At 38.2% G+C, this 16008-nt stretch carries 14 protein-coding genes, 1 pseudogene and 1 riboswitch; of the genes and pseudogenes, 14 read left to right on the forward strand and 1 reads right to left on the reverse strand.

The window, feature by feature from the left end; genetic code table 11:
• Positions 1-128: 128 nt before the first annotated feature.
• The 8 genes and pseudogenes from larB (at position 129) to BANA01_RS27715 (ending at position 10852) form a co-directional block, all read left to right on the forward strand.
• Positions 129-899 (forward strand): nickel pincer cofactor biosynthesis protein LarB, encoded by a 771-nt coding sequence (larB, locus tag BANA01_RS27675; protein ID WP_063255540.1) that lies wholly within the window; start codon positions 129-131, stop codon positions 897-899.
• Positions 900-924: 25 nt separating this feature from the next.
• A pseudogene (gene larC / locus BANA01_RS30495) lies at positions 925-2415 on the forward strand (nickel pincer cofactor biosynthesis protein LarC).
• 303 nt (positions 2416-2718) lie between these two features.
• Entirely contained in the window at positions 2719-3216 is a 498-nt protein-coding gene (locus tag BANA01_RS27690; RefSeq protein WP_063255528.1) for a TRAP transporter small permease, read from the forward strand.
• A 1-nt stretch (position 3217) separates the two neighbouring features.
• Complete coding sequence (locus BANA01_RS27695; RefSeq protein ID WP_063255529.1) at positions 3218-4513, forward strand: TRAP transporter large permease; 1296 nt, start codon at positions 3218-3220, stop codon at positions 4511-4513.
• Positions 4514-4563: 50 nt separating this feature from the next.
• Entirely contained in the window at positions 4564-5589 is a 1026-nt protein-coding gene (locus tag BANA01_RS27700) for a TRAP transporter substrate-binding protein (RefSeq protein ID WP_411834427.1), read from the forward strand.
• A gap of 107 nt (positions 5590-5696) precedes the next feature.
• Positions 5697-7526, forward strand: a complete 1830-nt coding sequence (locus BANA01_RS27705; RefSeq protein ID WP_063255530.1) for a sensor histidine kinase — start codon at positions 5697-5699, stop codon at positions 7524-7526.
• Positions 7523-8269, forward strand: a complete 747-nt coding sequence (locus tag BANA01_RS27710) for a response regulator transcription factor (RefSeq protein ID WP_063255531.1) — start codon at positions 7523-7525, stop codon at positions 8267-8269. The genes BANA01_RS27705 and BANA01_RS27710 overlap by 4 nt, the downstream gene beginning before the upstream one ends.
• A gap of 309 nt (positions 8270-8578) precedes the next feature.
• Complete coding sequence (locus tag BANA01_RS27715) at positions 8579-10852, forward strand: glycoside hydrolase family 3 protein (RefSeq protein WP_063255532.1); 2274 nt, start codon at positions 8579-8581, stop codon at positions 10850-10852.
• A 46-nt stretch (positions 10853-10898) separates the two neighbouring features.
• On the opposite strand, the gene BANA01_RS27720 is transcribed toward BANA01_RS27715, so the two are convergent.
• Positions 10899-11384, reverse strand: a complete 486-nt coding sequence (locus tag BANA01_RS27720; RefSeq protein WP_063255533.1) for a QueT transporter family protein — start codon at positions 11382-11384, stop codon at positions 10899-10901.
• An 8-nt stretch (positions 11385-11392) separates the two neighbouring features.
• Positions 11393-11437: riboswitch (PreQ1 riboswitch) on the reverse strand.
• Between the two features lie 284 nt (positions 11438-11721).
• On the opposite strand from BANA01_RS27720, the gene BANA01_RS27725 reads away from it, so the two are divergent.
• From BANA01_RS27725 to BANA01_RS27750, 6 genes are all read left to right on the forward strand, one after another.
• Complete coding sequence (locus tag BANA01_RS27725) at positions 11722-12582, forward strand: energy-coupling factor transporter ATPase (protein ID WP_063255534.1); 861 nt, start codon at positions 11722-11724, stop codon at positions 12580-12582.
• Entirely contained in the window at positions 12582-13469 is an 888-nt protein-coding gene (locus tag BANA01_RS27730; RefSeq protein WP_063255535.1) for an energy-coupling factor transporter ATPase, read from the forward strand. Before BANA01_RS27725 ends, BANA01_RS27730 begins: the two co-directional genes overlap by 1 nt.
• Entirely contained in the window at positions 13459-14301 is an 843-nt protein-coding gene (locus BANA01_RS27735) for an energy-coupling factor transporter transmembrane component T family protein (protein WP_063255536.1), read from the forward strand. Before BANA01_RS27730 ends, BANA01_RS27735 begins: the two co-directional genes overlap by 11 nt.
• A gap of 18 nt (positions 14302-14319) precedes the next feature.
• Entirely contained in the window at positions 14320-14871 is a 552-nt protein-coding gene (locus BANA01_RS27740; RefSeq protein ID WP_063255537.1) for an ECF transporter S component, read from the forward strand.
• Positions 14872-14984: 113 nt separating this feature from the next.
• The gene (locus BANA01_RS27745) at positions 14985-15377 is read left to right on the forward strand and encodes a VOC family protein (RefSeq protein WP_063255538.1); all 393 of its coding nucleotides are present in this window, start codon (positions 14985-14987) and stop codon (positions 15375-15377) included.
• Positions 15378-15460: 83 nt separating this feature from the next.
• Positions 15461-15853: a globin domain-containing protein gene (locus BANA01_RS27750; RefSeq protein WP_063255539.1), complete on the forward strand. Its 393-nt coding sequence runs from the start codon at positions 15461-15463 to the stop codon at positions 15851-15853.
• Positions 15854-16008 lie beyond the last annotated feature (155 nt).

Raw genomic sequence — 16008 nt, forward strand, 5'->3', positions numbered from 1 at the left:
ATCTAAGAACCAAAAGATTTGTCCTTCATCAAACATATGAAGGACAAAACCCATCTAAGAACCAAAAGATTCGTCCATCATCAAGACTCATGCATATAAATCACACAAGAGTAAAAGGGGGAAATCATGTGCTTGAGGATATTTTAAAACAAGTTCAAAAAGGAACCCTCAGTATTGCGGAAGCAAAAGATCAATTGGCCACATTTGAGAATTTGGGATTTGCAAAGGTTGACCATCATCGAAAGAAACGACAGGGCTTTCCAGAAGTGGTCTATGGAGAAGGGAAAACGGCTGAACAAATCATCTCCATCATCACAGCATTAAGGGCAAGAAACAACCAAGTAATGGTAACAAGAATTTCTGAAGAGAAAGCAGCTGTCGTGCAGCAAGCTTGTCCCGAATTTATTTATAATGAAGTAGCTCGGATTCTTTATTGGAAAGACCAAGAGAACTCTACTGAAAATGCTCAAGGTTATATTGCTGTTGTTGCTGCTGGAACCTCTGATTTAAGGGTTGCGGAAGAGGCAGCAGTTACCGCAGAGATAATGGGAAGTAAAGTTCATCGTATTTATGATGTTGGCGTCGCAGGAATCCATCGTCTATTAAATCATGCTGAAGAAATACAAAAGGCAACAGTCTCTGTAGTAGTAGCCGGGATGGAAGGTGCACTGCCTAGTGTCGTTGGCGGACTAGTTTCACACCCCGTCATTGCTGTTCCTACAAGTGTTGGCTATGGGGCTAACTTTAACGGGTTATCGGCTTTACTAACGATGCTGAATTCGTGTGCTTCGGGGATTAGTGTTGTTAATATTGATAATGGTTTTGGCGGGGGCTATAACGCCGTATTAATTCATCAACTTGCACAAAAAGGGGAAAGAAATGAAGACACTTTACTTTGATTGTTTTTCAGGAGTAAGCGGAGATATGGTGATCGGCGCACTTATAGACGCTGGTGCTGACCCGGTTAAATTAGTAGAAGAACTAAAAAAGCTCAATATTGAAGATGAATATGAATTGACATGGAAAAAGGTCGTTAAGAATGGGATTACGAGTACAAAATTTGATGTGGTGCTAAAAAATCAACACCACCATCATCATCACGATCATGACCATGGCCATTCTCACAGCCACGATCACGATCATGAACACGAACACATTCATACGCATGCTCACGATCATGAACACGAACACATTCATACGCATGCTCACGATCATGACCATGGACACGCACATACGCATGCTCATGACCATGACCATGAACACGAACACACTCATACGCATGCTCACGATCATATCCACGACCACGATCACGACCATGCACACATACATACTCATGATCATGAACATGAACATACCCATGATCACCACCATCATGATCATCGCTCATATAAAGATATTGTCCAGTTAATAGAAGAAACGGATTTGTCTATACAAGTAAAAGATACTGCATTAAGGATATTTAAAAAAATTGCTGAAGCAGAAGGACTTATCCATGGAGTACCTTTAGAGAAGGTTCATTTTCATGAGGTGGGTGCAGTAGATTCCATTATTGATATAATTGGGGCTGCCATCCTCATTGATCAATTAGATATATCTGTAATCAAATCTTCACCTATTCCTGTAGGTACAGGGAAAATTCGTATCGACCACGGTATTTATCCAGTCCCTGCACCGGCAACACTCGAGATTTTAAAAGGAGTCCCGATTGAACATTCAGAGGTGAGATTTGAGCTTACCACACCAACTGGAGCAGCGATTGTCGCGGTACTGGCAGAAGATTTTACCTCTATTCCATCCATGAAAGTTAGTTCGATTGGCTATGGAGCAGGGACGAAAACGTTCAAAGACCATCCAAATGTTGTTCGTGTCATTATTGGTGAATAACCGGTTTATGATAAAATATTATAGATATATAAGAATCTCTGCCCTATTGAGAGGAGTATTCCAATGAGTTCTCATCCTCCTAATTATGAACATATTGATGACCAGATGATCAAAATGGAAGTTAACCTGGACAATATTCCTGGAGAATGGCTGGGTTATGTGATGGACCTTTTATTTGAAGCAGGGGCCAATGATGTTTTTTATACCCCGATTTATATGAAAAAAAACAGACCAGGAATCTTGCTTCAACTGCTTTGTTCGGTTGAAAAGGTAAATAAAATAAAGGAAATACTCTTTAAAGAAACAACAACACTAGGTGTACGTTATTATCCATTAACGGTTCACCGGTTAGAAAGAGTATTCAAAAAAGCGGAAACAGAGTGGGGACCTGTGACTGTAAAAGAAGGAATACTTAATGGAGAAGTGGTGCAGCGGGCACCTGAATATGAGGAATGTAAGAAACTTGCGCAACTCCACAATATCCCTCTAAAAAAGGTCTATGAACAGGTATGGAAAGAAATTGATATCTAATAATAAAAAAATGCTGTCCCAAATATCAGGGACGGCCATTTTTTTATTTAGCAGTCTATTGATATTTTTTTACGGGATTTCCTCCCCTGAGACCTTATTGACGCTAATAAAAGTGAATGTTAAACTAAATTCAATTAATTAGTTTATTAAACAAATTAATGAAAATAAAAAATGAAAGGGTTTTCGAAAATATCCTAAACCTAAAAAAAACACAAATTTATCTAAAAAAACAATATTTTCAATCATCTCCCCGATTCGTAAAATGATAAGTAAGTAAACGGTTTCAAATAAGGGGGGATCCATTTGGATTATATTAAAAAGGTGTTTAAATTTATCGACTCTATTTTCGAAAAATTCACTTTACTGTTTTTGGTAGCGTTGATTTTTGTTGTAACCACACAGGTCATGACCCGGAAATTATTTAATTTTGTATTCTTTTGGTCGGAAGAAATTACCTTGTTACTACTTGCATGGTTCGCCTTTATGGCCATTGCGATAGGGTTTAGGGAGTATATTCATTTAGGTATTGATTCTTTTACCAACCTATTTCCTAAATCATTCAATAAAGTCTTAGATAAGATCATTAATGCTTCTGTTTTTGCTTTTGGTTTATATCTTGTAGTCCAAGGTTGGGAGTTTACATTGTTGACGGCGGAATCCACTCTTCCAGCAACAAAACTTCCTAGCAGCGTCACTTATTTGGCTATGCCAGTCACGGGTGTTATGATTTGCGGTTACTCGCTCCTGCAGTTCTTCAATATTAACACAACAAGACATAAGGATTTGGAGGAGGGTATGTAAAATGGACACAAACACAATCGGAATTATCATCTTACTTACAAGCTTTGTTATTCTAGTCCTGCTTCGTTTTCCGATTGCTCTTACGCTTGTGGCATCGTCCTTGCTAACAGTAATCTATATGAAAATCCCGCTTCCAGTTATTGGACAGCAAATGATTCAAGGAATGAACTCCTTTTCCTTGCTAGCTATCCCGTTCTTTATCCTAACAGGACAGATTATGAGTGAAGGGGGACTAGCAACAAGGATTGTAAATTTTGCGAGTTTACTAGTAGGAAGAATACGCGGTGGACTTGCAATGGTAAATAGTGTGGCCGCCCTGTTTTTTGGAAATATTTCAGGGTCTGCAGTCGCAGACGTTTCATCCGTCGGTTCTGTCATGATTCCAATGATGAAAAAGAAGGGATACGAAGCAGATTATGCGGTGGGTGTTACCATTGCTTCTGCTATCCAAGGAGTTGTTGTACCACCGAGCCATAATCTCGTTCTCTATTCTTTAGCAGCCGGTGGCGTATCTATTGCCAGTCTTTTTATGGCTGGTATCGTGCCTGGATTTATCATGTTAATTTCGCTTATGATTACAGGCTATATTATTGCTAGAAAACGAGGCTATCAGAAAGCAGACCCCGTGCCGAAATCAGAAATCGGAGGTATTCTCCTGCATGGTCTATTATCCTTAAGTCCTGCCGTCATTATCCTTGGCGGAATCATGAGCGGCTGGTTTACGGCCACTGAGTCAGGTGCGTTAGCGTGCTTATATTCTTTTATTCTAGCATTTGTCATTTATAGAGAAGCTCCCATCTCTAGTATTGGGAAAATACTCACAAGAACAATGCGAACGGTTTCGATGGTATTTTTCTTAATTGCAGCTTCTGCATCCTTTGGCTGGATACTCGCCTATTTGCAGATTCCTGCTATGGTAACCGACCTGTTTTTAAGTATTTCTGATAATCCGCTTATCATTTTATTGATTATTAATATCCTATTGTTGCTTTTAGGTGCACCAATGGATATGGCACCAATGATTCTAATCATGACACCGATTCTTTTACCAGTTGTAACAAGCTTTGGAATGGATCCTGTCCATTTTGGAATCGTGTTAATCTTAAATGCTGGAATTGGTTTATTGACACCGCCAGTTGGAACCGTTTTATTCGTTGGGTGTGCGATAGGTAAAGTTTCCATCCAACAAGGTACAAAGGCCATGATGCCATTTTTCTATGCGTTACTAGTTGTTCTGTTAATTATCACCTATATTCCAGAGGTAGTTATGTGGCTGCCGAATATGTTAGTTAAGTAATCTGGTCTAAGGTGAAGATTATATAAAAAAATTAATAAGGGGTGTTGATTTTGTTAAAGAAGAAATTCACAGGCATTTTAGCTGCATCGTTATTAATGGGTACAATCCTTGCAGCTTGTGGGAAAGAGGAAGCAAAGCCGAGCAACAGCGGTACCAAGGAAGAAGAAAAACCATCCTACACATTCCGCTTAGCTGACAATCAGCCGCCTGATTATCCAACAGTTCTTGGTGACAAAAAGTTCGCTGAATTAGTTGAGGAAAGAACAGATGGACGTATTAAAATTGAAGTTTATCCATCTGCTCAATTAGGAGATGAAAAATCTGTTCTTGAACAGGTTCAGCTGGGAGCTATTGAATTTACACGAATCAATTCCAGCCCTCTTGCTGAGTTCAATAATCAATTTACTCCAATCGGACTTCCTTATGTATTTGAAAGTGAAGATCATCTGTGGAATTTCTTAAATGGAGATATGGGAACAAAATTACTAGATGGTCTTGAGCAATCTAAGATGAAGGGATTAGCTTTCTACGATTCTGGATCACGTAGTTTCTATGCCACTAAAGAACTTAAAGGTGTAGAGGATCTAAAAGGACTTAAGATTCGTGTTCAGCAAAGTAAAATCAATATTGATTTCATGGCTGCCTTAGGTGCAAGTGCTACTCCTATGCCATATGGAGAAGTATTCAGTGCTCTTCAAACAGGTATCATTGATGGCGCAGAAAATAATCTGCCAAGTTTAGATTCATCTAACCACTATCAAGAAGCTAAGAACTTGATCCTTGATCATCACCAACGTATCCCTGAAGTTCTTCTAATTAGTAAAGTAGCTTGGGATAAGCTTGACAAAGAAGATCAAAAGATCGTTAAACAAGCAGCTCTTGATTCTGTTGAAACACAGAGAGCAGAGTGGGATAAATATGAACAAAAGTCTGAAAAGAAGTTAAAAGACGCTGGTGTTACATTTACCGAGGTTAAAGATATTAAACCTTGGAAAGAGGCTGTAAAGCCAATGGTTGACGAATATACAAAAGAGTATAAAGAAGTAATGGATGCGATTGAAAAAGCACGTCCATAATCTGTAACAACCAATAATGCCTAGCTGGTAAGTTTGACCATTTACCAGCTGGGTCTTTTCTGTTTTGATAATAGATAGTTTTAGAAAACTCATTAGGAAGTGGAAGAATGCAGGGGCATGGGAGAAAAATAGCCGAATTTATAAAAGAGTATATTCTCTTAAAGAATCAAGCATTAATGACGAAGCTTTGCGTCTTTTCTAGCTTTCTCGTTATATTGCCTGTTCTTTCCGTGGGGATTATCTCCTATAATCGATCTTCAGCCGAATTGGAGAACGAGCTCCGTCAATATAGCGGTCAAGTAATTGGTCAAGTAGAATCACATATTGAATATTATTTTCAAGAATTTGAGATCACAAGCTTAAAAATTATTAACACTCCGGAATTATCCAGCCTATTAAAGCAAGAAAAAAGTGATTATTTAGTGGCAGCAGCCAAAAACACACTTAAGTATGCCGCCTACTCTCGAGCAGATATATCTAATATCACTGTTTTAGTGGATGACGATATTGTGATCGATACCCTTGGAGTAAATAATTTCTATCCTTCTACCAAAATGAAAGAAGAATATTGGTATTCATTCGTTCCCAAGAACGGAATGACGATGTTAGTAACTAGAACCCTTAAACTAAGAAATAAAGAGCAGCCGGTTATTTCGCTTGTTCGGAGATTATACAACCCTGATACTCTTTTACCTGTTGGAATGCTTGTGATCGATATTAATTTTAGAAGAATTGAGGAAATCTCAAACAAGGTAACAATTAGTAAAAACGGTTATTTTTTTATTTTGGATGCTAAGGGACATTATGTCTATCACCCTGATTATTCAAAGCTTGGAAAAAAAGTAGAATTTCCTCAGCTTACACAACTCCAAAATAACGAAAGCAGCACACAAATTTTACAGAACGAGAGAAAGGATTTCGTCACTTATACATATTCCTCGAGCATAGGCTGGAGTTTTTTTACGGCCGTACCATATAAAGATATTACGGGTGGAATTATTCAAATCGGAAGAACCATTGTATTGACCATTATCATCTCGTTAATCATTGCCTATACGATAGGATTTGGATTTGCTACAAGTCTAGTCCGCCCAATTCGACGCTTAAAGAAGTTCATGAAGGAAGTTGAAATCGGAAACCTTAGTGGTCGGGTCCCAGTGGAATCACACGATGAAATTGGACAGTTATCTGCTGGTTTTAATCATACCGTGGAAAAACTATCAGATTTACTTGAAGAAGTATATGTCTCCAAATTAAGAGAAACAGAAATGTCGCTCAAACAGAAAGAGATAGAAATAAAAATGCTTCAGTCTCAAATGAACCCACATTTTTTATACAACTCGCTTGAAACCATTAGAGGGATGGCATTAGAAGAAGGGCAAGAAAACATTGCAACGATGTCTTATTCCTTAGCAATGCTTCTCCGCTACAATTTAAAAAATGATTCTTCCACAGTAAGCCTGGGAGAAGAAATCAAGTTTTGTCATACGTACCTTCAGATTCAGAAATTTCGCTTTGAAGACCGGTTCGAGTATGAGATTGATATTCCTCCATGGGCAATGGAACAAGAGGTACTCAAATTTTCACTTCAGCCAATCGTTGAAAATTGCTTTGTTCATGCCTACGGTCAGTGCATTCAAAAGTTCAGAATTAACATCTCAGTTGTTCCCCATTCTGAATCTTCATTTATGATTCGAATAGAAGATACAGGTGCAGGAATCCCGAATCAGATTTTAGACGAACTTACAAGAAAGCTTGAACAGAAAATGACAAACTCAGATGGGAACCATATCGGATTATTAAATGTACAACAAAGGATTCATTATGTGTTTGGTGCTGATTATGGACTTGGTGTTAGAAGTCAGTTGGGAGCAGGCACAGTGGTCGAAATGCAGCTGCCAATGAAGAAAAATACGGATGAAAGGGAGATTGGATGAAAAAAGTCTTGTTAGTTGATGATGAGAGATGGGTACGGGCCGCTCTTAAATGGACGATAAATAAATTGAATCTTCCCTTGGAGGTTGTCCAGGAATGCCAAAATGGATTAGAAGCATTAGATTGGATAAAGATGAATGATGTCGACCTAATACTAACGGATATCCGAATGCCGATTATGGATGGTCTTGCTTTGGTAAAGGAACTTAGTATTTTAAACAGGAAATATGATATTATTGTCATTTCTGTCCATGATGAGTTTCAGTTTGTCCAGCAAGCAATCCGAAGCGGTGTAACAGATTACCTATTAAAACCAGTTGAGGAGAGCGAATTAAAAGTTTGCTTAGAGAAATGGTTAAATGAAAAAAGTAACGAGAGTAATAAGATTCATCATACTCTTCCTGCCAATGACAATGTTCCATTATCAACGATTGAACGAGTACTGGATTATATTAATAAAACGCCTCTTGATCAAATAACGTTAAAAGAAGCAGCAGAAAGTGTTCACATTAATCCCAGTTACCTCAGTCAACTGTTCAAACAACAGCTTAATAAAAAATTTGTTGATTATGTAACGGAGCTGAGAATTGAGGAAGGTAAGCGTTTATTGCACAATACAACATTAAGAATGTCGGAGATTGCTGAAAGAGTCGGTTATTCTGATTTAGCCTACTTTAGTAATAATTTCAAGAAAATCGTGGGAGTATCACCGTCGGAGTACCGAAATATATGCATAAAAGAATGATAAAAAAACAAGCGTTGCAGAATGGTTAACCACCAAAAAGCATTGCTTGTTTTATTTTTAATTAACTAAAAACTAAAATAATTACAAATTTATCTAAAAAAACTCACTAATTGATAAACTATTCGGAATTATATAATTAATATAGAAACGCTTTCTGAGAGAGAAAGGAAACTGACACCTTATTAAAAATAAATCTTTTAGGAGGATGATAAGATTATAGTTTTGAAAATGTGTCCATGCATTTAGTCAATTGTTTTGAAGTAAATTGAAAACGCATTCAAAAATCTTATTAAAAAAGGGGAGAGAGAAATGGCTTCTTTATCAAAACAGATTAAAAAATCTTCAAAACTAAGAAAAAAGCTTCTTGCAACCGCACTAACTCTATCATTAGTTGCTCCAGTAATTGGGCCACAGGCAATTTTTGCGGATGACCAAGGATATACAGGTGAAGAAGGGGCGGCGACGCCATATTCTGGTCGTGGTGCCATTACAACTTATAAAATTGCAAAAGCTGAAGGCCAGCCAGAAATTGAAGTAGCCACTCAAGATCGAATTCTTGAAATTGACGGCAAATATTTTAGAGACGCCAATGGCAGTAAAAGCCTAGATGTTTACGAAGACTGGACAAAACCAGTGTCAACACGTGTAGCAGATTTGATTAGTAAAATGAGTCTTGAACAAAAAGCTGGATTGATGTACATAAATACTCATACTCCAGTAGCTGATCCGTCAGATGGAAAATTTGTAACTGCTGATAACAGCAAAATTGTTACTGATAAAAAATTGCGTCACGTGATTTACCGTCTATCTCAAAACTTAGGCGATATTGCCAATTATAATAACCAAATGCAACAATTAGCAGAGGGCCTAGAATTAGGTATTCCGGTTGTGATTACTTCGAATCCAAGAAACTCTGCATCAACAGATTATACCAATATTACCAATGTTAAAGACCAACATACCTTCTGGCCAGGAACATTAGGTTTAGCAGCGGCCCAGGATGTAGAAGCTGTTGCTGAATTTGCGAATATTGCCCGCCAAGAGTGGAGAGCTGCTGGTATTCGTAAGGTTTATGGATATATGGCTGACGTTGCAACAGACCCACTTTGGGCACGAATTGAAGAGACGTTCGGTGAAGATCCAAAATTAGTAGGAGACATGAATTATGAAATTATTAGAGGGTTCCAAACTGAAAAACTTGGCCATGACAGTGTAGCCATCACAGTTAAACACTTCCCTGGCGGTGGAGCGCGTGATGATGGACAAGATCCTCACTTTGCAAACGGCAGCTTTAACATTTATCCAACTGAAGGAAGTTTAGAAAAGTACCATATTCCTCCTTTCCAAAGAGCAATCGAAGCTGGAGTAGCATCTGTAATGCCTTATTATGCATATCCTAGTAATAATAGTGCTGATCAAGGTTTAAAACCGTATAGTGAAACGAAACAATTCGAAGAAGTTGGTATGACTCTTAATAAAGGAATCATCGATTTCTTGCGTGAAGGTCTAGGATTCAAAGGATACATTAACTCTGACTCAGGTGCAGTTGCGGGCAGCGCATGGGGTTACCTAGTAGATGAAAATGGAAAAACAATTTCAGGTGAACAAAAAGTTGCCAAAGCATTAAATGCAGGAACCAATATTATTTCAGGTGGTGCAACACCAGAGCTAGTAATTAAGGCAGTTAATGAAAAATTAGTAGATGTATCAAAAGTTAATGAATCCATTACTTATACTCTATCAGAAATGATGACTCTAGGTCTATTTGAAGACCCATATGTAAATCCTGCAGAAGCTATTGCAGCGGCAAACAATCAAGAACACAGAGAATTAGCATATGAAGCACATCAAAAGTCAGTCGTTTTAATGCGTAATGATAAAATTGATGGCGGTAAAAAACTATTACCATTAACGAATGGTAAGTTAAAAGATGTGAAGCTTTATGTTGAAGGATTTATTGGGGTTGCTCCAGGAAGAAATAATCCAAATCCGCAAAAAACGATTAATGAAGAATCAGCAAAACAAACTGCAGCATTTAATGCAGACTTAAAGAAAATGCTCAAAGAAAAATTCCCTAACATTACGTTAGTAGATAGTGTAGATCAAGCCACTCATGCTTATTTATATATTAAACCAACTCAATCTAACTGGGATAATAACCCACGGATTGATGTTAATGAAACAACAGGTATTCTTGAATTAGATCGAATCATAGAAATTCAAAAAACTGTTCCAACAATCACGGCGGTAAACTTTACGAACCAATGGTTACTTAACGAGCTAGAACCAAATGCTGCTGCACTAATTGGTACTTTCGGTACGCTTCAAGAGGCAGTATTTGATGTAATCACTGGAAAATACAAACCTGTTGGAAAACTTCCATTCGCTATTCCAGCTAATGCGGAAGCGGTAGAAAAAGAAGTCGGGGATGTTCCGAGCTTTGCACCTGAAGAATATGCAGATTTCGAATATGTGAATAAAAATGGCGATAAGTACGAATACGGATTTGGTCTTTCTTACAGCGATGGAAACAACGGAAAAGCGGTTGGTAAACCTGACCATGCAGGTAAAACTGGAAAATAGTCACAAAAAAATGCTGCTTCATTCTCTGAAGCAGCATTTTTTTGATCTATATCATTTTTTCAAAGTTAATGCGTTTGTTAATAATGTAAATAATCGGCATACCTACTGCCATCACAACAAATTCTCCAATGGCCACGGTTAACCAAGTAAATAAGAATGGCAATTCGAATGCTAAGTTTAATTCCCAAGCAATCAAGAACATCGTGAAGGTGAACACAACGGTATTCACAATCATACGAGCCCCGATTCCTTTAATGAAACGCGCTGATAAAATTGTAATCGATAAGGCTAATAGTGATTGGCCGACACCGAAAACGAGGTCATAGGCAACCATCGGCGAAAAGAACAGGTTTGATAAAAATACCCCTACGATGATTCCGAAAATGTATTTCTTATTAAAAACAATAAGATGATTAAACATTTCTGAAACACGAAATTGAATATTTGTAAACCCAAATGGCGCGATTAGCCCTGATACAGCAATGTATAATGCGGCTAATATTGCATTTACGACAAGTGTTTTTATTTTCATATATAGTTGTCTCCTTAGTTTTTTTGCGTGGGAGGTTCTCGAACCACGTTTTTATGACAAAGTAATATATTAGTATAAATGTATTTACTAGTCAATATAAAGTTTGAGATAATCTTTCAGCAAGGGTTATGATATGTGTGTATACTGGATAATATTTCCCTTATTGTACATTCTAAATATGAAAATAGGATGTTAAATTTGGACTAAGAATAAAGATAAATTAATGCTTCAGGATACCCCCATTTATGACTTCGTGCTATTATATTTCTTGTGAATCATTTACTAGGATTGAATAATATTCAGAATATTAATAAAATAGAGGTAGAGGGGGTTCTAGATGGAACCGATTATTGCTTTAGAAAATGTATCGTTTTCCTATAAAATAAATGAAACCCATTCAGTGCCTGTTCTTAAAGATGTTTCTTTTTCCGTTTTTCCAGGTGAATATGTTGCCATTATTGGTCATAACGGTTCGGGGAAATCCACGTTATCAAAGCATTTAAATGGGCTCTTAACTCCTAGTACAGGGGACGTTTGGGTTCGGGGCCACAATACGAAGGATGAAAGCAGGAAACTGGACATTCGCAAATCAATTGGGATGGTTTTTCAGCATCCTGATAATCAAATTGTAGCAACGATTGTTGAAGAGGATGTAGCATTTGGGTTAGAGAATATCGGTATCCCGAGGGAAGAAATGAAGCAAAGAATTGATGAGGCTTTAGAGGTCGTCAAAATGTCGGATTTTCGAAAAAGACCGCCGCATCATTTATCTGGAGGGCAAAAACAGAGAGTAGCCATTGCTGGAGTACTGGCCATGCAGCCGGACTGTATCGTATTTGATGAATCTACCAGTATGCTGGATACCTTTGGAAGAAACGAGGTCCTTCAGGTCATGAAAAAAATGAATAGGATGGGAATGACGATTATTACGGTAACCCATCGTATGTCTGAGGCTGCTGAAGCGGACCGTATTATAGTGGTTGAAGACGGGACAATTGTTATGGACGGACAACCTCGTGACATTTTTAAACACAAACAGGTTTTAATGGACCTCCAATTAGATGTCCCAGCCGTAAGCCAAATTGCTGAAATCGTCCATCATCATATTCCAAACTTTTCTAAAGAAGTTATCCAAGAGGAAGAACTAATTAATGAAGTAAAGAGAGTCTCAAAAGCTAGGAGCGGGGAAGTAGTCTAATGAGTGGAAAACCGATCATCGAAATAGAAGACTTATTTCATACATATATGATAGGAACCCCTATGGAACATGCTGCTTTAAAGGGGACAAGCATGGTTGTCAATGAGGGAGAATGTATCGCTATTATTGGTCACACAGGATCGGGGAAGTCCACATTAATTCAGCATTTTAATGGGCTGATTCGGCCTGATTCAGGGAAAGTTATTATCGATGGAATAGATTTAACGAAAAAACGAATCGATATTAAAGCATTGAGGAGAAATGTGGGATTAGTTTTTCAAAACCCGGAGGATCAAATCTTTGAAAAATTAATTGGTGATGATATCGCTTATGGTCCCTTTAAACAAGGTTTGCCTTTGAAGGAAGTAAGGGAACGGGTTAAATGGGCAATGGACATGGTCGGCCTGAACTTTGAAGAAATGAAGGATCGCCAGACGTTTGCTTTAAGCGGCGGGCAAAAGCGTAAAGTTGCACTTGCTGGTATTTTGGCATTAAAACCAAAGATTTTAGTTCTCGATGAACCTACAGCAGGTCTTGATCCAAGATCTCGCAATGAGTTGCTTGATAAGATAAAATCCTTAAATAAGCTGGAAAACTTAACCGTTATTTTCGTTTCGCACAATATGGAAGAAGTGGCTTATTTAGCAGATCGAGTTTATGTTATGGCAGATGGCACAGACGTGTTATCAGGTACACCAGAAGATATATTTACTGATAAGGAAAAATTACAGCGTTACCAAATCGGAACACCTGAAACGGTACAGGCACTGTACCGGCTGAAAGACCTTGGTTACAATGTAACTACTTCTGCTTTTACGATATCAGAGGCAGCTGACGAAATCATAAAGGTTCTTACCGGTGGAGAGGTGGAGAATCATGGCAAGTGAATTTGAACTGTCCAGGAATATTACGATTGGTCAGTACGTACCGACTGATTCTTTTATTCATCGCTTAGACCCTAGAATAAAGCTATTAATATTCACTGTTCTTGTTTTAGCGATAGCCCTCAATACTAGTTATGTAGGAAATGCGCTGGGTCTGCTATTATCTATTTATTTATTCTGGGCTTCCAAAATACCGGTTAGTTATGGGTTATCGGGCATAAAACCGGCTATTCCTTTTATTATTATATTGGCTGTATTGCAGCTGATATTCCAAGGCAATGTCTTTTCCGGTGGAACGGTATATTTTGAATATGGGTTTATCTTGATTACCAGTGAAAGTATTCGACTCGTGATCGTCTCGGCCGTACGTTTTGTGGAAATCATTTTATTAAGCAGCGTATTGACGCTATCCACATCAACAACGGAATTAACCCATGCCATTCAAAGTCTATTAAGCCCTTTAAAAAAAATAAAAGTTCCTGTTCATGAACTATCTTTAATCATTACCATTGCGATTCGTTTTGTGCCAACCTTTGCCATTGAAATGGAGAAAATGATGAAGGCTCAAGCTTCAAGAGGGGCAGATTTCGGATCAGGTGAATGGTGGAGGATCATTCAAAGGACGAAAGATATGCTTCCAATTATCATCCCTTTATTTAATATCGCGCTATCTAGAGCAGAGGATCTCATATTAGCGATGGAATCCCGCTGCTATACGCCTGGAAATGACAGGAGTACTTACTCGGTGTACAAAGCACTTGGCCGCGATTATTTAGTACTATTTATTGGTCTATTATTTTCATTACTATTACTTTTTTATCCGTTTCCATATTAGAAAAAGGGGAGAAGAGAAATGAAAGGTACATTAACCGTTAGGAATATTGTTATCGCTGGAGTTCTTGGTGCGGTTGCGATTCTTTTAGGTGTAACGAGGTTAGGGTATATTCCGGTACCTACAGCAGCTGGTAATGCCACAATCATGCATATACCAGCGATTATTGGGGGCATTATGCAAGGACCAATTGTCGGTGCAATCGTCGGTATTATCTTTGGTGTTTCCTCATTTTTAAATGCAACCGTTCCATTATTCAAAGATCCATTAGTTGCCATCTTGCCTAGACTTTTTATCGGAGTGGTTGCATGGCTGGTGTATGTAGGGATTCGCAGAAAGAGTGAATACTTTGCCATTGGAACAGCCGCATTCTTAGGAACCTTGACTAACACAGTCCTTGTATTAACAATGGCAGTAGTTAGAGGTTACATGGGTGCTGAAGTTGCATGGACCGTTGCTTTAACAAGCGGTATACCTGAAGCCGTTGTTGGCACAATCGTAACACTAGCAGTCGTTTTAGCGTGGAAACAAATTGGTAAAGGGAAGAAATCTAGAATCTCAGAGGATTTATAAAAATTAACCCATTGTGGCTTAGGCAGCAATGGGTTTTTTGAATACAACTGAGTCCGAAACAAGGTTACATTCAGACCGTTATTATGAATTGAAAGTGAAATTGGGGGAAAAGTATGCTGCATCATGTCGAGATTTATGTTTCGAACCTAGATAAAAGTGTTGAATTTTGGGGATGGCTGCTAGCTGAATTAGGATACGAACAGTATCAAAAATGGGAATTGGGGATTAGCTGGAAATATCAAGAAACCTATCTAGTGTTTGTTCAGGCTGAAGAAAGGTACTTGGAGGTACCTTACCACCGTTGCCGAGTAGGGTTAAATCATCTTGCCTTTCATGCGAGGTCAAGGGAACATGTAGATGAAATTACTGTAAAGTTAAAGGAGAAAGGGATAAATATCCTTTACATAGATAAACATCCATATGCTGGAGGTCCAGGATATTATGCTGTGTTTTTTGAGGATCCAGACCGAATAAAAGTTGAACTAGTCGCACCGAGTTTGTCTTAAGGAATTTTAAAAATGTGATTTAAATCACGAAAAGACATCGCTTTTATCTTTATAATCGAAAGTAAGTAAAAGGGGTGTATAACATGGAATATAAATTTAAATCTCTTTATAGTGAAATTGGCGGGCAGGAAACGATTGATAAACTTGTTGCAGCTTTCTATCCGCGTGTATATGCAGATCCAGAATTAAGTCCATTATTTGAAGGGGACATAGAGGAAATTATGAGGAAGCAACGCATGTTTCTTCCTCAATTCTTAGGTGGTCCTGCTCTTTACAGTCAGGAATTCGGGCCGCCGGCAATGAGGGAACGTCATCTTCCTTTTGAAGTAACACCAAGGAGAGCACAATGCTGGCTTCGCTGTATGAAGGAAGCCTTTCAAGAAATTGGTCTTTATGAAAAACCAGCGGGCCTTGCTTTTTATGATCGGTTAACACAAGTTGCTGGGATTATGGTAAATAGTCCGGATAAAGAGTAAAGAATCAAAAGGGTGTCCACAAAAAACTTGGGCATCCTTTTTTTGCTTCTTTTTGAGTATTGAGTTTATGTGCGTTGAATTTGTTAGGCAGATAAACAAGGCAAAAATGCAGGTAAAAAGCGAATTATGCAGATAAGCGAATGAAATCCGCAGGT

Source organism: Neobacillus niacini NBRC 15566, from assembly GCF_001591505.1.
Classification (GTDB): Bacteria; Bacillota; Bacilli; order Bacillales; family Cytobacillaceae; genus Neobacillus; species Neobacillus niacini.

What these genes read in the sequence shown, in the direction of transcription:
- BANA01_RS27695 (WP_063255529.1), top strand. Translation starts at nt 3,218, where the DNA reads ATGGACACAAACACAATCGGAATTATCATCTTACTTACAAGCTTTGTT.
- BANA01_RS27705 (WP_063255530.1), top strand. Translation starts at nt 5,697, where the DNA reads ATGCAGGGGCATGGGAGAAAAATAGCCGAATTTATAAAAGAGTATATT.
- BANA01_RS27710 (WP_063255531.1), top strand. Translation starts at nt 7,523, where the DNA reads ATGAAAAAAGTCTTGTTAGTTGATGATGAGAGATGGGTACGGGCCGCT.
- BANA01_RS27715 (WP_063255532.1), top strand. Translation starts at nt 8,579, where the DNA reads ATGGCTTCTTTATCAAAACAGATTAAAAAATCTTCAAAACTAAGAAAA.
- BANA01_RS27720 (WP_063255533.1), bottom strand. Translation starts at nt 11,384, where the DNA reads ATGAAAATAAAAACACTTGTCGTAAATGCAATATTAGCCGCATTATAC.
- BANA01_RS27725 (WP_063255534.1), top strand. Translation starts at nt 11,722, where the DNA reads ATGGAACCGATTATTGCTTTAGAAAATGTATCGTTTTCCTATAAAATA.
- BANA01_RS27730 (WP_063255535.1), top strand. Translation starts at nt 12,582, where the DNA reads ATGAGTGGAAAACCGATCATCGAAATAGAAGACTTATTTCATACATAT.
- BANA01_RS27735 (WP_063255536.1), top strand. Translation starts at nt 13,459, where the DNA reads ATGGCAAGTGAATTTGAACTGTCCAGGAATATTACGATTGGTCAGTAC.
- BANA01_RS27740 (WP_063255537.1), top strand. Translation starts at nt 14,320, where the DNA reads ATGAAAGGTACATTAACCGTTAGGAATATTGTTATCGCTGGAGTTCTT.
- BANA01_RS27745 (WP_063255538.1), top strand. Translation starts at nt 14,985, where the DNA reads ATGCTGCATCATGTCGAGATTTATGTTTCGAACCTAGATAAAAGTGTT.
- BANA01_RS27750 (WP_063255539.1), top strand. Translation starts at nt 15,461, where the DNA reads ATGGAATATAAATTTAAATCTCTTTATAGTGAAATTGGCGGGCAGGAA.